Consider the following 20,854-nt stretch of genomic DNA (forward strand, 5'->3'; position numbering starts at 1 on the left):
GCTACCGTCTCGGAGTACTGGATCGCCCGGTCAAGCCGGGCGATGACAGCACGCCTCACATCCGCAGCAACGCCTGCCGATCGATCTTCCCCGTGCCGGTCTTCGGCAGCTCGTCGATGAAGATCACCTCGCGCGGATATTTGTAGGGCAGCAGCCTGCCTTTGACATAGTCCTGCAGCCTGCGCGTCGCCTCGCTCTGGTCGACCGCGCGGTTGTTCATCACCACCACAGCCTTCAGCGTCATGCGACGGTCCGGCAGCTCGGCGGCGAACACCGCGCATTCGCGGATGTCGGGGTGATCGGCGAGGCACAGCTCGACCTCGAGCGGGTAGACCCACTGGCCGGAGATCTTGATGAGATCGTCGGCGCGGCCACGGAAGAAGTGGAAACCGTCGGCATCCCGCACGAAGCGATCACCGGTGTAGATCCAGCCGCCCTCGCGGATGGTCTCGGCGGATTTGTCCGGCCGGTTCCAGTACAGCGGCGTGTTGGAATCACCGCGGACCCACAGAATCCCTTCCTCGTTGTCGCCGACGTCGCGGCCGTCCTTGTCGCGCAGCGCGACCTCGTAGCCGGGAACGCGCAGGCCCGCAGCGCCGAGCTTCTTCTGCTCGGGCCGGTTGGAGAGATAGATGTGCAGCACCTCGGTCGAGCCGAGGCCTTCGACGATTTCGAGCCCCGTGAGCGTCTTCCAGCCGTTGAAGACCTCGGCCGAGAGCACCTCGGCGGCGGAGAGCGCCATGCGCAGCGACGAGAAATCCGTCTTGTCCGCGCCCTCGGCCTTGGTCAGCGCGGTGTACAGCGTCGGCAGGCCGAAGAACACCGTCGGCTTGTACTGCTCGATCGCCGCGAAGATCGACGTAGGCTTCGGCTGGCCCGGCAGCAGCAATGTTGCGGCGCCGGCCGAGAACGGGAAGGTGACGGAATTGCCGAAGCCATAGGCGAAGAAGATCTTCGGCACCGAGAAGCAGATGTCGTCAGGCGTCAGCTTCAGCACGTTCCGCGCAAAGGCAGCATCGCTGTAGGCCATGTCGTGCTGCAGGTGCACGATGCCCTTGGGTCGTCCGGTCGAGCCGGAGGAGTACATCCAGAACGCCATTTCGTCGCGCTGCGTCGGCGCTTCCGCCAGCTCAGCAGAAAATTGCGCGAGCCAGCTCGCCGCCGCGAGCGCCCGCGGCGCCGCGTGCTCGCCGGCCGCGCCGTTGGCCACGATCAGCGTATGCAGCTTGGTCTCCCTGCAAGCCTCGGCATTGAAGCGCGCCGCGAATTCTGCATCCGCCACCGCGACGGTCGCGCCGGAATCGGCGAGGTAGAATTGCAAGAGGTCCGGCGGCGTCAACGTATTGATCAGCAGCGGCACGAAGCCGGCGCGCACGGCGCCGAAGAAGGCGGCGGGGTAGGCCGGCGTGTCGTCGAGAAACAACAGCACGCGATCGCCGCGCTTCAGGCCAAGCGAGGCGAAACCGTTGCCCCAGCGGCAGGCCTCCGCGCAGAGCTCGGCATAAGTGCGCGTGCCTGCTGGCCCCAGGAGCGCGAGCTTGTCGCCGCGGCCCTTGCCGAGATTGTCGAACAGCACGCGGCCGGCATTGTAGATGTCGGGAACGGCAAAGCCGATCTCGCGCGCGCCATCGCTGTCCGCTGGCACCTGGTCACGGATGTCATGGCTCATGCCGCATCTCCGCCCTTGTCTTCGGCGCCGTCTCCGGCGTTCCTGGCCGCCTCGTAGCGGGCCATGAAGGCCGGCGACATCGCACGCAGCCGGGAATCGTCGATGCGGCCGGAGCGGGTGATGTAGCTGTAGGCGAAGTCCATCAGGGGAAGCTTCATGTGCTCGGCAAAGTGCTCGTACCAGTGCGCACTCGTGCGCGCCGCGTTGACGAGCTTCTGCACGATGGGCTTGCGCGCGGCCTGATAGCGATGCAGCGCGGTCGCAAGATGCGCATCCGACTCCAGCGCCTTGACGAGGGCGATGGCGTCCTCGATCGCGAGCCGTGTGCCCGAGCCGATCGAGAAATGCGCCGAATGCAGGGCGTCGCCGAGCAGCACCATGTTCTTGAACGACCAGTGCTCGTTCCAGATCCAAGGAAAATTGCGCCAGACCGATTTGTTGGAGACGAGGCAATGGCCGCCGAGCGTGTCGGCGAACACCTCCTCGCAGACGCCCTTGGACTGCTCGACGTCCTTGTAGGCGAACCCATAGGCCTGCCAGGTGGCGTAATCGCATTCGACCAGGAAGGTGCTCATGGTCGGCGAATAGCGGTAGTGATGGGCGTTGAAGGCGCCGCGTTCGGTCTTCACGAAAGTCTGCGACAGCGTGTCGAAGCGTTTCGAGGTGCCGTACCAGACGAACTTGTTGGATGAGTAGGACAGCGAGGTGCCGAAATCGCCCTCATAGGCGCGGCGCACCAGCGAGTTCAGCCCGTCGGCGGCGACGATCAGATCGTGGCCGTTGAGCTGGTCGATCGCCTGGATCTGCGTGTCGAAGCGCGGGGTCACGCCGACATCGAGCGCGCGCTGCTGCAGGAATCTGAGCAGGTCCAGTCGCCCGATCGATGAGAAGCCGACGCCGTCGATGGCGACGCTGTCGCCATGCAGGTGCAGCGTGATGTTCTCCCAGCTCTCCATGTGCGGGGCGATCGCATCGACCGTATCGGGGTCGTCCGTGCGCAGGAACTCCAGCGCCTGGTCGGAGAACACGACGCCAAAGCCCCAGGTCGCGTCGGCCGGGTTCTGTTCGAACAGGTCGACCTGATCCTCGGGGTGACGCTTCTTCCAGAGATAGGCGAAGTAGAGCCCACCGGGCCCCCCGCCAATCACGGCGATCCGCAACGTCTGCCTCCCTAATTGACAGTATACTTACTATCTAGGGCTAGACTAATGTGCTCCGGTGTCCGGCGCCAGCGGAATTATTGCCAGCGCGCGGCACGCCAAAGCACGTGTCCGGACACGCGTTTTGCGAGTCCGAAACCGTCAGGTGCGAATCATAGCCAAACCGGGGCGGATTGGCCACCGGGGGGTCAGACGCAGCGCTTCACATAGACCCCGTTCACAAGAACCCTGGTGCAGCGGACCGCCGGCACCGGCTTGCGGACGACCACGGCTGCATTCGGGCCGGCGCAGCCGGCGCGAACGACGCCGCGCGCGCATACCACCGCGTTGGCGTCGGTGGTCTCGAAGGTCATGGTGGCGGCGAAAGCCAGAAGCGCAGAAGCAACGAGCAGCAATGAACGCATGTTGTCCTCCCGGGGCTTGTCGTGGTCGTAGCGGCCTTTCAAACAAGGATCGGTTAGTTTACGCCTCAGCACGCGCAAACCTTCGCGTCAGGCACCGCAATTCATGCCGCGGACGAATTAAGCCCGCTCGGTCTCATCGCGCCGCGAAAGGCGCGAGCACCTCCTTGCAGGCCGGCGAGAGCGATGCCGCCCGGTTGGAAATGCATTGGATGATCCGGCCGCCGCCGGGCGCCACGCCGGCGCAGAGGGTGCGGATGTCGGCGCCGCAAGCCGACCGCACGATGAACAGCTCTTCGCGCGGCAGCAATGGCCGCAGCACGATGGCGGCCGGAGCCGCGGCAGGCGCCGCCTCTGCGGCCGGTGCAGCAGCGGAAGCAGGCGCGGCCGCTCCGCCACCGAAAGCCGCATTCACCGCCTTGGCGCAACCGGCCGACACCTTCGCCTTGTTCTTCTCCAGGCATTCGAGCGCGGGCGCGCCGCCGGGCGGCACGCTGGCGCAGACCTTGGGATAATCGCCGCGGCAGGCGCTCTTGATCGCGGAAACCTGCGCGGGGCTCGGCTGCTTTGCTGCTGCTGCCTTCGGCGCCGCCGCCGCTCCCGGCTTGGAAGCTGGCGCGGCAGCCGGCGCCGCTTCCGTTTTTGCCGGTTCAGACTTGGCCGGTTCAGATTTGGCCGGTTCAGATTTGGCGGGCGCTGCTTCGGTCTTCGGCGCGGCGGCCGGTTCGACCGCGCGAACCGCAGCCTGGCAGCCCGACGACAGGCTCGACATGTTCTTGGCGAGGCATTGATACGCCTCCACTCCGCCAGGCGTCACGCTCGAGCAATGCGCCATGAAGTCCGAGCGGCATGCGGACCGGATGGCGCTTTTCTGGGCCTCGGTCTGCGCGAACGCTCCTGTTGCAGTTGCGAAGAGTGCTGTCGCCAGCAACGCCGTGCGCGTCGATGCATGCTTCAACGTTTTGAACATTTGAATGAATTCCTGCCCGATCGGGAACGCCGACCATTCTGAAAAAGATATGCAAGCGCAATCGTCGCGAGGGTCAGCTCGCGAGCGACATCTTTGGCCGCTTCGGCCTCTACCGCAAGTCAATTATGCCGACGCAATTGGGGCGCGCGACTACGTCGTCAGTCTTACCATGCGCTTGCCGCGGTTCTCGCCTGCAAGCAATCCAATCAGCGCTTTCGGCGTGTTCTCAAGTCCATCGAGAATGTCCTCCTGCACCTTGAGCTTGCCGGATTTCACCCAAGCCTGGAGATCGGCGAGCGCGCGCTCGCTGTCCTTCATGTAGTCCATCACGATGAAGCCCTGCATGGTCAGCCGCTTCACCACGACCAGGCCGGGCACGCCGCGCGGGCCATGTGCGGCAGGCGCGCCGTCATATTGCGAGATCGCGCCACAACAGGCGATGCGGCCGTAATTGTTCATCTGCGGCAGGCAGGCTTCGAGGATGTCGCCGCCGACATTGTCGAAATAGACGTCGATGCCATCGGGCGCCGCTGCGCGCAGCGCCTTGAACACCGCGCCATCCTTGTAGTCCACGGCGGCATCGAAGCCGAGCTCGGAGGTCAGCCAGTTGCACTTGTCGGCGCCGCCGGCGATGCCGACGACGCGGCATCCCCTGATCTTGGCGATCTGTCCGACGATCGAGCCGACCGAGCCTGCGGCTGCGGAGACCACGACCGTCTCGCCCTCCCTGGGCTTGCCGATCTCAAGCAGGCCGAAATAAGCGGTGAGGCCGGCGATGCCGAACACGCTGAGCAGGTGCGTCATCGGCTCGAGCTTCGGCATCTTGGTCAGATGCTTCGCCGGCACGGCGGCAAATTCCTGCCAGCCGGTGTCGCCGAATACGATGTCGCCGGGCGCAAGCCCCGCTGCCTTCGAGTTGACGACCTCGGCGATGGCGCCGCCGGCCATGACGCTGTTGGCTTCGACGGCGGAACGATAGGTCGCGCCGTGCATCCAGGCGCGGTTGGCCGCGTCGAGCGAGATGTAGCGTACGCGCAGCAAGGCCTCGCCATCCTTCGGCTCCGGCATCGCGCCCTCGACCATCTTGAAATGTTCGGGACCGAGCTTGCCGCTGGGCTTCTCCACCAGCAGGATCTGGCGATTGATGTTGCCGCTCATGGCGTTTCCCTTTTCATTTGCTTGACGATCATTGATGCAGCCGCCGCAAGGAAAGCGTGCAAGCCGCATGCGTCGTGCGCTGATTGAAGGCTAGATCGCCGCTTTCCATTTCACAACGGGAACATCCCGACAACGCGGCCGCACGCAAGGCGTGTTGCGTCGAGCGCGCCTTCCACAAACAAATGGGTTCACCGCGCGACTGCCCACAGGCGAGCGCCTGAACGTGCCGATCTCGCTGCAGTTGGAGGAGGCGTTCAAGGCGATGGACGATTCCCCGGGCGCGAAGAATTAGCGCTTACTTCCCTTCTCCCCTTGTGGGAGAAGGTGGCGCGAAGCGCCGGATGAGGGGTTGCATCCGCGAGTCCTGTTGCGAGAGGCTCGCGCGCGGAGAGAGACCCCTCACCCGTCTCACCGCTACGCGGTGAGCCACCCTCTCCCACAAGGGGAGAGGGTGCAGTGTGCTTCGCAGCTAATTGTTATCAAACACCCGGTCGAACGCCGCGTCATACGCCGCCTGCACCAGCTCCGGGTGCAGCTTGCCCAGCGCCTCCATCATCACGCCGGAATTGATCTCGAGCACCTTCCATTCGCCGTTCACGCGAACCACGTCGATCGAAGCAAAGACGATGCTGATGGCGCACGCGGCATCGATCGCGAGCTTTGCGCAGGCCGCGCGGACTTCGCCGTCCTCCAGCAACACCGGCTTTGCGCCGGCATCGAGATTGTGCCGCCAATCCGAGCCGCGCTGCTTGCTGTAGACGACGAGCGGCATGTCATCGAGCAGGACCACGCGGACCTCCTCCTCGATCGCGACAAAGGGCGAGATCACGAGCCCGGTACTCATCGAAAAGACCTCGTCGGCCGCGTGGTCGAGCTCCGCCTCCGTCGTCACCTTGAACACCGATCGCCCCGATGTCCCCTCGTTCGGCTTCACCACCACGCCCTGCGGGTTTTGGGCAAGCTGCGCCAGCATCCCCTCGCGCCAATCGGCGCCGGCGACATGCACGCCCAGCTTCGGGTTGAGGAACAGCCGATGCGGAACGCAGGGCACCTCCGCCAGCGTCAGCGCCTCGGCGGTGGCCGATTTGTCATTGGCGAGGCGATGGGCGATGGCGCTGTTGAGGCCGATGTCGTAGCCGAAGGCGAAACGGCGCCGCGGCCCCCGGCGCATTGCGATCAGCCAGCCGTCGGAGCGGACATCGACCGCGATGCCCCTCTCCGCGCAATACCGCCTGATCGCCTGAACGAAGATCCGCTCGCCGCTTGCCATGGTGTTTCGTCATTCCTGTCGCCAAAAGCCGCAAAAATGCGGGCATCGGCGCCAAACCGGCTGAAAATCAGAGCTATTCTTAATGAAATTCTTGCGAGCGCGCCGGAAATTAAGTGCTGCAATGAAGGCCGGGAGGGAAAAGATATTATCCTCCGCGCGCGCCAGGCAGCAGATTCCTTAATGATGTGACCAGTTCTGCCGCAAATGCCGGTTTGACCGGCATCAATTGCATCCGAAACTAGGTTGATTATTGGTCTCAATGGCGTAGATCACACACGCGAAATCCTCCGCCATGGCAAATGGTGCCGCCCCGATTTCAGGGCCGGGCAACGCTTTTGCCCTAAAACCGCAGTTATTCGGAATATCGAAAATCATGAGCGCGTTTTACCGAGAGAAGGTTCTTTCCGTCCACCACTGGACCGACACGCTGTTCAGCTTCCGCGCCACCCGCGATACCGGCTTCCGGTTCCAGAACGGCCAGTTCGCCATGATCGGCCTCGAGGTCGATGGCCGGCCGCTGCTGCGGGCCTACAGCATGGCGAGCGCCAACCACGAGGAAGAACTCGAGTTCTTCTCGATCAAGGTGCAGGACGGTCCGTTGACCTCGCGCCTGCAGAAGATCAAGGAAGGCGACACCATCCTGGTCGGCCGCAAGGCGACGGGCACGCTGATCACCGACAACCTGCTTCCCGGCAAGCGGCTGATGCTGCTCTCGACCGGCACCGGCCTTGCGCCCTTCGCCAGCCTGATCAAGGACCCCGAGGTCTACGACCAGTTCGAGTCCATCGTGCTGGTGCATGGCTGCCGTCAGGTCTCCGAGCTCGCCTATGGCGAGAAGCTGGTCGCGACCCTGCGCGAGGATGAGCTGTTCGGCGAGCTGCTCGCGGATAAGCTCGTCTATTATCCGACCGTGACCCGCGAGCCGTTCCGGAATCGCGGCCGCATCACCGACCTCATCAGCTCCGAGCAGATCTTCAACGACATCGGGCAGGGCCCGCTCGACATCGCAACCGATCGCATTATGATGTGCGGCAGCCCGGCGATGCTGGAAGAGCTGAAGCAGATGTTCGAGAGCCGCGACTTCGTCGAAGGAAGCGGCAACAAGCCCGGCCATTTCGTGATCGAGAAGGCCTTCGTCGAGCGCTGAGTTTTGCTGAGGAAGTGGCGCGATCGCGCGCCACACTCACTCGTCCTCCCGGACAAGCGCGCCCCAAGCGCGCGCCGATCCGGGACCCATAGCCACAGGACGTGGTTATGCGACGGCTCGGAGTGACAGCTTTCTTTCACCACGTAATCCCGTGGTTATGGATCCCGGGTCTGCGCTGACGCTTGCCCGGGACGACAACTGAGTTTCAGTGGCGGCTGTCGCCTCCTCCCTCTGCTGCACCGCAAAATCCGTCCATCCGGCTGATTGATTTGTCTCGGCCGAATTCGCTAGCCTGAAACAAGGGCGGCGTCATATCCGTATGACAGGCGCGGGCGTATCGTGACGCCTTCTGCTGGCGAGAGGATCGGAATCGTGGCCGACGACAACAAGACGCATGCATCCCCGAAACGCCTGCCGCTGGCGGAGGAGGGGATCATGGAAACCCTGCTGCTGCCCTTCTCGCCGCGCTTCATCGTGCTGACGATCTGCGCGGTGGTCACCGCGCTCCTGATCGGCATCGGCATCTCCGACGGCAAGATCTTCGACATCCTGCTGATTCCGATCCTGATCTTCGGCGCGCTGACCCTGCTCGGCGTCCGCGATCTCCTGCAGAAGAGCCACGCGGTGCTGCGCAACTACCCGATTTCGGCGCATATCCGCTTCCTGCTCGAAGAGATCCGCCCCGAGATGCGGCAATATTTCTTCGAGAGCGAGAAGGACGGCATGCCGTTCTCGCGCGACACCCGCGCGGTGGTCTATCAGCGCGCCAAGATGGAGCTCGACAAGCGTCCTTTCGGCACCCAGGAGGACGTCTATCGCGAGGGCTATGAGTGGATGCATCACTCGGTCTCGCCGAAGGCGCATGCGACGGAGAAATTCCGCGTCGTGATCGGCGGGCCGGACTGCGCAAAGCCCTATTCGGCCTCGGTGTTCAACATCTCGGCGATGAGTTTTGGCGCGCTCAGCCCCAACGCCGTGCGCGCGCTGAATGCCGGCGCCAAAAAGGGTGGTTTCGCGCACGACACCGGCGAGGGCGGCGTCAGCCCCTATCACCGCGAGATGGGCGGCGACATCATCTGGGAGATCGGCTCGGGCTATTTCGGCTGCCGTCATCTCGACGGCAGCTTCGATCCCGAAGCGTTCGCGCGCGTCGCCGGCGACGACCAGATCAAGATGGTCGAGCTCAAGGTCAGCCAGGGTGCCAAGCCCGGCCATGGCGGCGTGCTGCCGGCGGCCAAGGTCTCCGAGGAGATCTCCAAGATCCGCGGCGTCGCCATGGGCGAGGACTGCATCTCGCCGGCCTCGCACCGCGCCTTCTCGACGCCCGTGGGCATGATGCAGTTCATCGCCGAGATGCGCCGCCTTTCGGGCGGCAAGCCGGCCGGCTTCAAGCTCTGCATCGGCCATCCCTGGGAGTTCCTGGCGATCTGCAAGGCGATGCTTCAGACCGGAATCTATCCTGATTTCATCGTCGTCGACGGCAATGAGGGCGGCACCGGTGCCGCGCCGCTCGAGTTCATGGATCATCTGGGGATGCCGATGCGCGAGGGCGTCAATTTCGTCCACAACGCGCTGGTCGGCATCAATGCGCGCGGCCGCATCAAGATCGGCGCCTCCGGCAAGATCGCGACCGCCTTCGACATGGCGCGCGCCATGGCGATCGGCGCCGATTGGTGCAATTCGGCGCGCGGCTTCATGTTCTCGCTCGGCTGCATCCAGTCCTTGAGCTGCCATACCGACCGCTGCCCCACCGGGGTGGCGACGCAGGATCCGACGCGGGCGCGCGCGCTCTACGTGCCGCTCAAGATCGACCGCGTGCACAATTATCACCATGCGACGCTGCACTCGCTGACCGAGCTGATTGCCGCGGCCGGGCTCGAACATCCGCAGCAGCTGCGGCCGATCCATTTCAGCCAACGGACGTCGACGACCCAGGTGAAGTCGTTCGCGCAGCTCTATCCGGCGCTGCGTCCGGGGGAGCTGCTCGAAGGCACGGAAGACCCGCGCTTCCGCGACGCCTGGCAGATGGCGCGCGCCGAGACGTTCCAGCCGGCGTTGTAAGATGCGGGCTGCGGCTGCCGTAGGCCAGGGACCTCAAATTGCCGAGAGCGGAGGGTAGGGTTTAACGGCTGGTTCAACTTTGGGTGTAGATTCGCCCCATGGACGAGCGACGCGACAAGGCCCGACATCGCGTGCTGAAGGCCGGAACGATCGAGTTCGGCGGCGGCGCGATCGACTGCACCGTCCGCAATCTCTCCGATACCGGCGCCGCACTCGACGTCACCAGCCCCATCGGCATTCCCGATCATTTCACCCTGTTCGTCCAGGCCGACGGCACGCATCGGACCTGCACGGTGGTCTGGCGCAAGGAAAAGCGGATCGGGGTGAGGTTCGGGTGATGATGTTTCCCTCTCCCCTTGTGGGAGAGGGTGGCTCGCCGCGTAGCGGCGAGACGGGTGAGGGGTTCTATCCGCGAATCCAATTTTCGATTGAATGTGCGGAGACAACCCCTCGTCCGGCGCTTCGCGCCACCTTCTCCCACAAGGGGAGAAGGAAAAGTGGGTGCGCCGTCACCTGCTACCCCGTCTCGACCTCAGTCAATCGGCTCGCCAATATCTTGTCGATCCTTCGCCCGTCGAGATCGACCACCTCGATGTGCCAGCCGCCGAAATCGAAGGCATCGCCGACATTGGGCAGCATGTTGAATTGTTGCAGCACGAGGCCTGCGACCGTGTTGTAGCGATGCGGCGGCAGCTCGATGCCGAGCAGTTCGCCGAACTCGTCGACCGGCATCCAGCCGGAGACCAGCAGCGAATCGTCGTCGCGCCTGATGAAGGCCGGCTCGGGCGGTCCCTCCTCGGAATGAAAGGCGCCGACGATCGAGTAGAGGATATCGGCGGCGGTCACCATGCCCTCGAAGGCGCCGTATTCGTCATAGACGAGCCCGACGTGAACCGGGGCCGCTTTCAGGATGGTCAGCACGTCGCGCGCATCTGCCGACACCGGGATGCCGGGCGCCTCGCGCACGAGCGCGCGCAAGTCCGGGCTGCGTTCGTTCATATAGGCGATCAGCAAATCCTTGGCCTGCAGCACGCCGATCGGCTTGTCGCGGTCGCCGTCAGAGACGGGAAAGCGCGAATGCGGGCTCTTGGCGATGATCTCCCGGATGGCGGCGCGATCGTCGTTCAAATCGATCTCGTCGACCTCGGTGCGCGGCGTCATGACCGCGCCGACCGGCCGGTCGCCCAGCCGCATCACGCCGGCGATCATCTCCTTCTCGCCCGGCTCGAGCACGCCTGCGCTCTCGGCCTCGCTGACGAGGTGATGGATCTCGTCCTCCGAGACTTTTTCCTCGGCCTTGCCGCCGCGGCCGAGCAGCGTGAGGATCAGTTTGCCGGAGACGTCGAGCAGAAACACGAGCGGCAGCGATATTTTCGCAAGCGCGTGCATCGCCGGCGCGACCCGCACCGCGATGCTTTCAGGATCGCGCAGCGCCACCTGCTTCGGCACCAACTCGCCGACGATCAAGGTGCCGTAGGTGATGAGCGTGACCACGATGCCGACGCCGACGATGTCGGCAATGCCCTTGGACAGGCCGAGCTCGAGCAGCCATTGCGTCAGCCGCTGCCCGAGCGTCGCGCCCGAGAACGCGCCGGAGAGCACACCGACCAGCGTGATGCCGATCTGCACCGTCGAGAGGAACTTGCCGGGATCGGCCGCCAGCGTCAGCGCCCGCTCGGCGCCGCGCACGCCCTTGGCCGCGAGCAGCGACAGCCGCGCTGGGCGCGATGACACCACGGCCAGCTCCGACATGGAGAGCAGGCCGTTGATGACGATCAGGACGACGACGATGGCGAGTTCGAGCGAAAGCATTGACGTTCCGGAGGTAAGCAAGTGTGGCCGGGCTGCCGGCAAGCCACTGATATAGGTATTCAGTGCGGAAGTGCTGGCGATTCTGCTTATTCGTCGCCGAAAGGGAACCCGTGCGCGACGGCGTTCCCAAAGGCGTCCGCGACGACTTGACACCCCGCGGAACTACGGATCGTTGCTTAACGAGCCCTTAGTGGCCGCCCGCTAGCTTTTGCCCTTGCAAGAATAGACCCGGGGACCTGAGGATGCGGATCGGAAAGCTTTTCGCGCTGTCGATGCTGACGGTGACGGTGTTTGCAGTCATCCTCGGCGCCGAGGTGCTAATACCGCAGGCGCGCATCTTCACCGATCGCTCCGATGCGATCAAGACGGTGGAGGCATTTGGCGCGACGCTGCTGGCCAACCAGCACGTCGCCAGCCTTCGCGCTCCCTATATCGGACCGATCTTCCAGGAAGGCGCTGCAACGCAGGCGCAGCTCGAAGTTGCCGCGAAGGCCGCGAAAACGGCCGAGGAGGGCTTCGAGGCCGCGAGGCGCGCCGTCATGGTGCTGGACGGCGGCGGCGCCATCGCCGAGAATCTTGACCGTGCCGCGCGGCGGCTGAAGGAAGTCACCACGGCGGCCGATCGCGCGATGAGCGTTCCGCTGGCGGCGCGCGACGGCGCCGCGACCAAGGGATTCCTCCCCGGCGTTGCCGAGGTCATCGGCCACATCGAACCGGTCATGAACAAGCTCGAGGCGAAGGTCATCAACGCCGATTCCTCGCTTGCGGCGCTGTTGAACCTGGCGCGGACGGCGCAGGATCTGCGCGTTTCGGCCGGCAGCCGCGCGGCCACGCTGTCCCCGGCGCTCACTGCGCGCCGTCCGCTCACCGCGGCCGAACTGTCGCTGATGGATCGCATGCAGGGGCGCGTGGAGGTCGATCGCGAGCGCATCGAGGCCGGTCTCGAACAGCTCGAAAATCCCGTCCGCATCGCCACCGCACTGAAGGCGGCTACGGAATCCTATTTTGGAAAAGCCGCGGTTGCCGTGGACAAGGAGATTCCTGCAGCACGGACTGACGGTAAGTACGCCGGCACCGCCGACGAGCTGGCGAAGATCATCGTGCCGGCCATCCAGATGTTCTACGGCGTGCGCGACGCTGCGCTGGCGGAAGCCGCCGAGCGCGCCTCGGCCGCTCGCGACGGCGCGTTGGCGATGCTCGCGCTCGCCGGCGTCGCCGTGCTGGCCCTGCTCGGCACGCTCGGTGGCGTGACCATCATGCTGCGCAGGCGCGTGGTGACGCCGCTCGGCCGGATCGCCGACGTGATCGGAGCGCTCGCCGCCGGGCAGCACGAGGTCGAGATTCCCGCGACGGGCCGCAGCGACGAGATCGGCCAGGTCGCCGGCTCGCTCCAGCATTTCAAGGATTCGCTGCTCGCCAAGAAGTCCGCCGACGAGGCGGCCGCGATCGAGGCGGAAGCGAAGCTGAAGCGCAGCCAGCGCATGGATCAGATCGCGCGCGAGTTCGAAGCCATGATCGGCGACGTCATCAACACCGTCTCGTCGGCATCCTCGGAGCTGGAAGTCTCCGCGGGAACGCTGACGAGCACGGCCGAGCAATCGGAAAAGGTCACGGCGACTGTTGCGGCCGCATCCGAGCAGGCCTCCACCAACGTGCAGACCGTTGCCGCCGCGGCCGAGGAGATGGCCTCGTCGGTCGACGAGATCAGCCGTCAGGTTCAGGATTCCGCGCGCATCGCCGGCGAGGCCGTGCAGCAGGCCGGGCGGACCAACGAGCATGTCGGCGAGCTCGCCAGGGCCGCAGGCCGGATCGGCGACGTCGTCGAGCTCATCAGCCAGATCGCCGGCCAGACCAACCTTCTGGCGCTCAACGCCACCATCGAGGCGGCGCGCGCCGGCGAGGCCGGTCGCGGCTTCGCCGTCGTCGCGTCCGAGGTCAAGGCGCTGGCCGAGCAGACCGCCAAGGCCACCGGCGAGATCAGCCAGCAGATCTCGGGCATCCAGACGGCGACGGAGGACTCCGTCGGCGCCATCAAATCGATCGGCGATACCATCTCCCGCATGTCCGAGATCGCGTCCGCAATCGCCGCGGCGGTCGAGGAGCAGGGCGCAGCGACGCGGGAGATTTCCCGCAACGTGCAGCAGGCCGCGCGCGGCACCCAGCAGGTCTCCGCCAGCATCGTCGACGTGCAGCGCGGCGCGAGCCAAACCGGATCGGCCTCCTCCAACGTGCTCGCATCGGCAAGGTCGCTCTCGGGCGAAAGCAGCCGGCTCAAGACCGAGGTCGGAAAATTCCTCGATGCGATCCGCGCGGCATAACAAGGTCATTGTGCAAGAAGGTCGCTTCACCTAGACTTGCATCCCGGGGATGTCGCAGCCTCCCCGTGAAGTGGTGATCCCACGCAAGCGCTGCTCGCTTATCCGTGGAGCGAGCAATGGACGGGATCGCAATCGAGCTTCCGCTTTTTCTGTTGGCCACCTTCGCCGGCGCGTTCGTCGCCGGCCTCTCCGGCTTCGCCTTCGGCCTGGTCGCGGCATCGTTGTGGCTCTACGTGCTGACACCGCTTCAGAGTGCCAGCCTGATCGTCGGCTTCGGCCTTCTGGTGCAGGGCTATTCGGTCTGGAAGCTGCGCAGCGCCCTCGACTGGCGCCGGCTGTGGCCCTTCATCGTCGGTGCAATCATCGGTGTGCCGGCCGGGGTGTCGCTCCTGACCTGGGCTGATCCCAACAGTGTTCGCATCGCGGTCGGTGCCATCCTGATCGCCTATAGCCTCTATGCATTCTTCCGGCCGCAGCTCAAACTCGCGGCCGTCATGCCGCCGGCCGCCGACATGGCGGTTGGCTTCGTCAACGGCCTGCTTGGCGGGCTCACGGGCCTTGCCGGCATCCTCGTCACCATCTGGTGCAATTTGCGCGGCCTGCCCAAGGACGCGCAGCGCGCCACGTTCCAACCGGTCGCTGTCGTGGTATTCGCCATGGCGGCGTTCTGGCTCGGTGCCAAGGGATCGCTCACATCAGACACCGCGAAGCTGTTCGCGCTCGGCCTGCCGTTTCTGTTCGCCGGAACGTGGCTCGGGCTGAAACTGTTCGGCCGGATCGACGAGGCCACGTTCCGCAAGATCGTGCTGGCGCTGCTGTTCGTCTCGGGTGTGACGCTTCTGTTCTGAGCCGCAGCTCAGAACTCCCCGTGCAGCCGCCCCGAAAACACCGACACCGGTCCGCGGTCGGCATTGTAGGCGGGGTTGACGATGAGCTGGTAGTCGGCGGTGAGGGTGATGTTCTTGTTCACCGCATAGGCGTAATAGGTTTCAAGGATACGTTCCTTGCGGTAGTTCAGCGCGCCGTCGCCGACCAGCACACCAAGGCCGCCGGCGGCGAGGAAGTCGCGATAATCCTGCGAGATCGCATTGATCGCGCCGCCGACGCCGATCACGTCGTCGGGTCGGCCCCAAGTCGTGCCTTTGATCGAAACGCCGCCGGACAGGCTGCGATGAATGTCGGTGAAGGCCAGCGTTTCTGTCTTGCCGTCGTTCCAGCTCCAGCGGCCGAACAGGCCGACATCGTCGGTGATCGCCTGCTCGAGGTTGAGCACGTAGCCGTACTTCAGGCGGCCGCGCCGGGTCTGCGCGATGTCGAGATTGAGCGCGGGATTGTCCAGCGTCTCGCGGAAGCTGCCCATGTTGGCGCTATCGAGCCAGCCGATGGTCCTGAGCTTGCCCGGCCGTCCGAACAGCGAGAAGCGCGTCTCGAGCTCGAGCAAATATTGACCGCGCTCCCCGACCCTGGTGTCGAAGTGATTGGCGTTGGACTCGGAGACCATCAGGAAATAGCCGCCGCGTAGCGCCCATTGCTTCTGGTTGAGCTCGGCGGTGACGCCGTAGGTGAGACCGACCTTGTCGGCGGAATAGTCGAAGGCGCCGGGCGCCCAGATCGACCAGTTCATGAAGTCCCGGCGCGTATCCTTGGCGTAGGCATTGCCGTCGAACACGTCGATCACCGGAAACTTGCCGGCCTGAATCGTGAGGCGTGACACGTCGACCTTCTGCCCCAGCTGCAGCTGACCGCTCGCGAGCTCTTCCTGCTCGCCGCCGAAGCCGAAGGTCTGGCGCACGAACAGGCGCGAGGTGTTGTAGTGCGGATAGGGGAAGTTCGACTTCTGCGCTTCGCCGTTCGGGAAGCCGGCCGCACCGACCGTGTCGTTCAGCCCAAATCCCTGCAGCAGCTCGGGATTGTAATAGACCTCGCCGCCGTCCCACAGCCGCGCGTTCAGGAACAGGCTGTTGCTCCAGGTCGCTTTGGCCTGCCGCGACGGCGACAGCGAGTTCGGCCCGGTATAGAGCGCGGGAAAGGATGGATAGCCTTGCGGAAGATAAGTGGTCTGGCCGTGAATCTCCCAGCGGTCCGATTCGGTGTCGATCAGTGAGCTCTTCGGATCATAGCTAGGCAGGCCCGGCCAATCGACCTTGCGGTTGAGGCCGAGCCTGACCTGCTGGAAGTCGAGCGACGAGGACGTGTATTGCGCGCCCGTGGAGAAGGCGACGTTGGCGCCGTCGAAGCGGCTGTAGAGATACTCGAGCCGCGCGCTCCAATGCGGCGCGAAGGCGTATTCGAGGCCGGCGCCTGCGACCCAGCCGGGCCGCGTGTTCAGGATCTTCGGGATTTCGGCGCCGGAGGCCGGCGCGTCGAAATAGCGCTCGCCCATCCAGGCGAAGCCGCCGGTGGCATAGATGAGCCAGGGACCGCTGGTGTAGCCGACGCGGCCGCGCACGCTCGCGGCGTAGTCCCATTGCTGGGTGACGGTGTTGGCGGGCGTTGCCAGGAACGAGACGATCGAGTTCGAGGTGATGTAGTTGGGAAACGTAAAATCGCCTTCGACGCCGACCAGCCAGCCGGAGTTGAGGCGGTAATTGTAGCCCGCCTGCACGCCGCCGATCATGCCGCTGAAGACGCCGCTGTCGCCGAGTGCGGTGCCGTCGTTCAGCGCGAAGCGCGACGAGCCGCGGCTGTAGCCGGCATGCGCGCCGATATAGAGACCGGTCCAGTCATAGACCGCTCTCAAGGCCGGCTCCTTCAGCGGCAGATCGGCCGCGCGGCCGGCGGTCGGAAAAGCCAGCACGCCCGTGGCAATCGCCGCGGCCGTTCGCAAGCACCGGTGTCTGTGACCTCTCAACGCCAAACGCACGCCCCCAAACGCGAATGTGTCCCACCCGCCGCGATATCCCTGCCGGGTCGCGGCGATTCTGTCACCAGGCCTCCGCGTTCGAGGCGACCGGCCGGGATGGTCTCGATTCGCCTCGACTTCGTCCCAAGCTCCTGAATCTGCGACAAGCCTTATTGCGAATAATTCGCAATAGCAACTGATCCCCATCGCCATAGAGGAGAGTTCGCACCACTATGTGACGCGGCTGCAACATCGCCCCTCTGCTCAGCAACCTGAACAGCCCGAGCGGAGCCCGGCCGCTTGCGGGAGGACCTGTCAGGGATGGGTGGGCCATGGGGGGCGATGGCCGGTTCCCGGCCCGCGGAAGGACCTAGCAGCCGCGGCAGATGCCCTTGATCTTCTTGTCGAGCAGCGCGTCATCCTTGCTGGACTGACTGCTCGCCGCCGGTTTGCTCATGGCCGGACTATTGCTCCCCGGTGTGATCGCGCCCCAGCGCTCCTGCCAGAGTTTCTCGCCGATCGTGCAGAGAACGCGCGGCTCCTTGTCCGTAGAGGGGGCAGGCGATTGATCTGGCGTTTGGCCCGCCACCTCGAGAGTCAGCTTGGTCCGGATCGCCTCCTTGAAATTTTCGCGATCGGTGACCGGTACGACAAAGGAACCCGGGCCGCCGATCACGCAATCCTCGTAGTACCAATCGATATGGTCGATATGCTGAAAGTCTGTCGGAGCAGCGGGTGTTGCGTTGGTCATGACCGGCAGGCCTGTGATGACGAGGCCTTGCTGCAACGCTTTGTCGCGCGCTGAGGTGACCGGATCGCCATTGCTGTTGGGGCCATCGCCCGAGACGTCGATGATACGGCGCGGACCACTGTAGGGGTTCTGCTCGAATAGCGAGGCGGCGAACTTAATTGCACTTGAAATCGAGGTGCGCGAACCGCGGCGGATCGGTGCATTGGTGATTTCAGTTGCGACCGCCTCAGCCGCTCCCGGCCCGTCGATCTGTCGCCAGGGAACGACAATTTTCTGGTCGCTGGTCGATGACCATTCGAAATAGGTCAGCGCGATCTTGCCGGCAGGACCGGCTCGCACCGCCCGGAGAAACTCCTGCGAGACGATGGCCTTGGCATAGCCTTCGCGTTGGGCTGCAAGGTCATCCGGCTCCATTGAGTAAGAAACGTCGACTGCGATGACGAGCTCGAGGTCTACGGCAGGGCGGCTGTCGCCCTGGGTCGCCGTTAGCGGCTGTGAGGCCGGCTCGGGACATGCCTGTGTCGATGTCAGGATCGCAATCAGGATCGATCCAATTGAGATCTGCCAACTCACGCTCGCCCTCCAGCCACCCATTCGTATCCTGACACGCGGAACGTGCAATCGGAAGGGTTGTCCGACTCATCATGGGCTGTTCTGGCCGCAACACGAATGACCCCGCCCGGGGGGACAGCCGGGCGGGGTCGGGGGCACGACACGGGGTGGATGAGGCGCCCGTGTCGGACGCGGGATCCACGTGGAGATCGGCCTCAGATATTCAGATCAGTAGCAGGTGCGAACGCGGCCGACGTACTGGCCGAAGGCGTTGTACTGGGCGACCCAACCGCAGCGGTGATAGCCGTGGTAATAGGGATCGTTGCTGGCGGCGATCGCGGAGCCGACGACGGCGGCGGTGGCGATGCCGGCACCGACACCCCAGACCCAGCCGGGCTGCTTGGCTTCGGCCGAGGTGGTGGTGGATGCGATGCTGCCGGCAACAGTGAGAGCAGCGAGAGCTGCGGCGGCAATCTTGGTCTTGATCGACATGTGAAACTCCATCCGGGGTTGAGGCGGTCCGTTGTGGCCCGCGTGCCCAGTTGGACGGAGGCTGCTCGCGTCCGGTTCGAAGACTGCAAACGTGCTCGCGAAGAATAGATCTTTCCTGAATGAATCCAGGAAGATGCCCCCTAGCCGAGGGGACCCTTGGCAAGCCTGTTCACGTCGAAGTTATCGACCTCACCCAGCAGCTCGCAGAACGCCGTCGCGCCCTGATCGAGCAGCTGCTCGCCCTTCTCTGGCTGCGCCAGCGTCGCGTTGCCGACGGCACCGCTGGTGTTGAGATCCTGCGCCTGCCAGGCGAACGGCGCCGGCCGCTGCGTCGACAGCCAGCGATACTGCTGCTCGATCGCGATGCTGCTCGCGGGAAAATCGGCGATCGCATCCTTGTGCACCTGATCCGGATAGCGCGCCAGCATGATCGAGGTTTCGACCGCGCCGCCGTGAATGCCGTGCCGCACTTCATCGGCCGGGAACAATTTGTCGGCGCCTGAGAGCCGTGACCACGACGTCGTCACCACGAACAGCTTGTGATGCGCGCGCAGGTCCTGCGCGACCAGCATCATCGCCGCGCTGTTGCCGCCATGGCTGGTGACGATGACGAGCTTCCTCACGCCGCGGCGTGCAACGTCCGCGCCGATCGCTGCCCATTTCCTCAGCGCGATTTCAGTCGGCAGCGTCTGCGTGCCCGGATAGTCGATATGTTCGGTCGAAATCCCGACCCGTTCGACCGGGAGGAAGCTCGCCGGAATGCTGGTGGGTAACAGCTGGCGCACACGTGCGAGGTAGGCGTCCGCGATCAGCACGTCCGTCGTCAGCGGCAGATGCGGGCCGTGCTGCTCGGTTGCCGCCAGCGGCAGCACCGCGATCCAGCGCGACGCCTCGTCCGGGCTCGCATCAGCCCAGTCGATGTCGATCCAGTCGCGGGAGGGCGTCATCGAGGTTTCCTTGCCCGAATTTGTCACGTAATTTGCGGTATGAGGGGATGCGGGCCCGGGCGGCTCGCATCCCCTGATGTCATGCGGTTCTATCGCGTTGCCTTCACCCGGACCAGTCGCGATTGGGCCAGCCACGATCGACGGAGTGCCAATATGACCCCCTTTCATCTGCGGCGAGCGTTAGTTGCGGGCTTGTTGGCCGCTCTTGCCTCCTTTGCGCCGGCGCGCGCCCAAACGCTCGACAAGGTCACCTTCGGCACCAACTGGGTCGCCGAGGCCGAGCATGGCGGCTTCTTCCAGGCGGTCGCCGACGGCACCTACAAGAAATACGGCCTCGACGTCACCATCGTCCCTGGCGGCCCGAACGAGAACAACCGGATGCTGCTGATCGCCGGCAAGATCGATTTCTTCATGGCCGCGAACACGCTGATGTCGTTCGATGCCGTCGCCAACAACGTTCCCGTCATCACCATCGCCGCGATTTTCCAGAAGGATCCGCAGGTGATGCTGACGCAGCCCGACGCCAAGGTCGCCAAGATCGAGGACCTCAAGCCGCTGACGCTGTTCGTCTCCAAGGAAGGCATGACCAGCTACTTCCAGTGGCTGAAATCCGAATACGGCTTCAGCGACAAGAACGTCCGCCCCTATAATTTCAATCCGCAGCCCTTCATCGCCAACCCGAAGAGCGCGATGCAGGGTTACGTCACCTCCGAGCCGTTTGCGGTGGAGAAGGCCGCCGGCTTCAAGCCCAATGTGCTGCTGCTCGCTGATTACGGCTTCAACACCTATTCGACGCTGATCGAAACCCGCCGCGAGATCGTCGAGAAGAAGCCTGACCTCGTGCAGCGCTTCGTCGATGTCTCCATGATCGGCTGGTACAATTACCTCTACCGGGACAATTCCGCCGGCAACGCCCTGATCAAGCAGCTCAACCCGGAGATGACCGACGATCTCCTGGCCTATTCCGTCGTCAAGATGAAGGAGCACGGCATCGTCGATTCCGGCGACAGCTTGAAGAACGGCATCGGCGCAATGAGCGACGAGCGCTATGCCTCCTTCTTCAACAAGATGGTCAAGGCCGGGGTCGTGAAGGCGGATCTCGACTACCGCAAATCCTACACGCTGCGCTTCGTCAACAAGGGCGTCGGCGTCGAGCTGCGCCCGAACAAGCCGTAAATGTTGAGATCAGGCACGCCGGTGAGGCTGGCGCCCACCTCTCCCGAAGGGAGAGGTCGCATCGCATCGCCAGATGCGGTGCGGGTGAGGGGTAACGCTCCCTCGTTGGACCTGAGGCCCCTCACCCG

16 protein-coding genes and 2 pseudogenes are annotated in these 20,854 nt (G+C 64.5%); 7 read left to right on the forward strand and 11 right to left on the reverse strand.

Annotated elements, in window-relative coordinates:
• Nucleotides 1-55 precede the first annotated feature (55 nt).
• The 5 genes from I6F12_RS22450 to I6F12_RS22470 form a co-directional block, all read right to left on the reverse strand.
• The gene (locus tag I6F12_RS22450; protein ID WP_225157232.1) at nt 56-1,669 is read right to left on the reverse strand and encodes a benzoate-CoA ligase family protein; all 1,614 of its coding nucleotides are present in this window, start codon (nt 1,667-1,669) and stop codon (nt 56-58) included.
• Complete coding sequence (locus I6F12_RS22455; protein WP_225157233.1) at nt 1,666-2,829, reverse strand: FAD-dependent monooxygenase; 1,164 nt, start codon at nt 2,827-2,829, stop codon at nt 1,666-1,668. Before I6F12_RS22455 ends, I6F12_RS22450 begins: the two co-directional genes overlap by 4 nt.
• A gap of 188 nt (nt 2,830-3,017) precedes the next feature.
• Nucleotides 3,018-3,233 carry a hypothetical protein gene (locus tag I6F12_RS22460; protein WP_036026389.1) on the reverse strand — a complete coding sequence of 72 codons (216 nt, stop codon included), beginning with the start codon at nt 3,231-3,233 and terminating at the stop codon, nt 3,018-3,020.
• Between the two features lie 133 nt (nt 3,234-3,366).
• A complete protein-coding gene (locus I6F12_RS22465; protein WP_225131045.1) occupies nt 3,367-4,200 on the reverse strand; it encodes a cysteine rich repeat-containing protein in 834 nt (277 codons plus the stop codon).
• A gap of 150 nt (nt 4,201-4,350) precedes the next feature.
• Nucleotides 4,351-5,358 carry an NADP-dependent oxidoreductase gene (locus I6F12_RS22470; RefSeq protein WP_225157234.1) on the reverse strand — a complete coding sequence of 336 codons (1,008 nt, stop codon included), beginning with the start codon at nt 5,356-5,358 and terminating at the stop codon, nt 4,351-4,353.
• Between the two features lie 177 nt (nt 5,359-5,535).
• On the opposite strand from I6F12_RS22470, the pseudogene I6F12_RS22475 reads away from it, so the two are divergent.
• Nucleotides 5,536-5,650 (forward strand): annotated as a pseudogene (locus I6F12_RS22475) (amino acid ABC transporter substrate-binding protein); the annotation flags it as partial.
• A 177-nt stretch (nt 5,651-5,827) separates the two neighbouring features.
• On the opposite strand, the gene I6F12_RS22480 reads toward I6F12_RS22475, so the two are convergent.
• Complete coding sequence (locus I6F12_RS22480; RefSeq protein ID WP_225157235.1) at nt 5,828-6,628, reverse strand: RimK-like protein; 801 nt, start codon at nt 6,626-6,628, stop codon at nt 5,828-5,830.
• Between the two features lie 373 nt (nt 6,629-7,001).
• Between I6F12_RS22480 and I6F12_RS22485 the strand changes: the two genes are divergently transcribed.
• The 3 genes from I6F12_RS22485 to I6F12_RS22495 all read left to right on the forward strand — a co-directional run bounded on the left by I6F12_RS22485 (nt 7,002) and on the right by I6F12_RS22495 (nt 10,174).
• Nucleotides 7,002-7,775: a ferredoxin--NADP reductase gene (locus I6F12_RS22485; protein WP_036014229.1), complete on the forward strand. Its 774-nt coding sequence runs from the start codon at nt 7,002-7,004 to the stop codon at nt 7,773-7,775.
• A 435-nt stretch (nt 7,776-8,210) separates the two neighbouring features.
• Entirely contained in the window at nt 8,211-9,836 is a 1,626-nt protein-coding gene (locus I6F12_RS22490; RefSeq protein WP_225157370.1) for an FMN-binding glutamate synthase family protein, read from the forward strand.
• 98 nt (nt 9,837-9,934) lie between these two features.
• A complete protein-coding gene (locus I6F12_RS22495) occupies nt 9,935-10,174 on the forward strand; it encodes a PilZ domain-containing protein (RefSeq protein WP_225157236.1) in 240 nt (79 codons plus the stop codon).
• A 178-nt stretch (nt 10,175-10,352) separates the two neighbouring features.
• Here the strand turns inward: I6F12_RS22495 and I6F12_RS22500 are convergent, their stop codons facing one another.
• Nucleotides 10,353-11,648 carry a hemolysin family protein gene (locus tag I6F12_RS22500; RefSeq protein ID WP_225157237.1) on the reverse strand — a complete coding sequence of 432 codons (1,296 nt, stop codon included), beginning with the start codon at nt 11,646-11,648 and terminating at the stop codon, nt 10,353-10,355.
• Between the two features lie 242 nt (nt 11,649-11,890).
• Here I6F12_RS22500 and I6F12_RS22505 point away from each other — a divergent pair, with 242 nt between their 5' ends.
• Together I6F12_RS22505 and I6F12_RS22510 are read left to right on the forward strand one after the other, a co-directional pair.
• Entirely contained in the window at nt 11,891-13,966 is a 2,076-nt protein-coding gene (locus I6F12_RS22505; RefSeq protein ID WP_225148523.1) for a HAMP domain-containing methyl-accepting chemotaxis protein, read from the forward strand.
• Between the two features lie 116 nt (nt 13,967-14,082).
• Nucleotides 14,083-14,814 (forward strand): sulfite exporter TauE/SafE family protein, encoded by a 732-nt coding sequence (locus I6F12_RS22510; RefSeq protein ID WP_225148524.1) that lies wholly within the window; start codon nt 14,083-14,085, stop codon nt 14,812-14,814.
• 8 nt (nt 14,815-14,822) lie between these two features.
• On the opposite strand, the gene I6F12_RS22515 is transcribed toward I6F12_RS22510, so the two are convergent.
• The 4 genes and pseudogenes from I6F12_RS22515 to I6F12_RS22530 form a co-directional block, all read right to left on the reverse strand.
• On the reverse strand, nt 14,823-16,793 hold the full coding sequence (locus tag I6F12_RS22515) for a carbohydrate porin (RefSeq protein WP_109141692.1): 1,971 nt from the start codon (nt 16,791-16,793) through the stop codon (nt 14,823-14,825).
• A 502-nt stretch (nt 16,794-17,295) separates the two neighbouring features.
• Nucleotides 17,296-18,132, reverse strand: a pseudogene (locus tag I6F12_RS22520) (DUF1194 domain-containing protein); the annotation flags it as partial.
• A gap of 207 nt (nt 18,133-18,339) precedes the next feature.
• Nucleotides 18,340-18,603: a hypothetical protein gene (locus tag I6F12_RS22525; protein WP_036014244.1), complete on the reverse strand. Its 264-nt coding sequence runs from the start codon at nt 18,601-18,603 to the stop codon at nt 18,340-18,342.
• 140 nt (nt 18,604-18,743) lie between these two features.
• Nucleotides 18,744-19,550: a creatininase family protein gene (locus I6F12_RS22530; RefSeq protein WP_225114611.1), complete on the reverse strand. Its 807-nt coding sequence runs from the start codon at nt 19,548-19,550 to the stop codon at nt 18,744-18,746.
• A gap of 153 nt (nt 19,551-19,703) precedes the next feature.
• Here I6F12_RS22530 and I6F12_RS22535 point away from each other — a divergent pair, with 153 nt between their 5' ends.
• Nucleotides 19,704-20,726, forward strand: a complete 1,023-nt coding sequence (locus tag I6F12_RS22535) for an ABC transporter substrate-binding protein (RefSeq protein ID WP_225157238.1) — start codon at nt 19,704-19,706, stop codon at nt 20,724-20,726.
• Nucleotides 20,727-20,854 lie beyond the last annotated feature (128 nt).

Origin of the sequence: Bradyrhizobium sp. IC4059, assembly GCF_020193615.1 — a bacterium.
In the GTDB taxonomy this organism is placed as follows: domain Bacteria; phylum Pseudomonadota; class Alphaproteobacteria; order Rhizobiales; family Xanthobacteraceae; genus Bradyrhizobium; species Bradyrhizobium yuanmingense.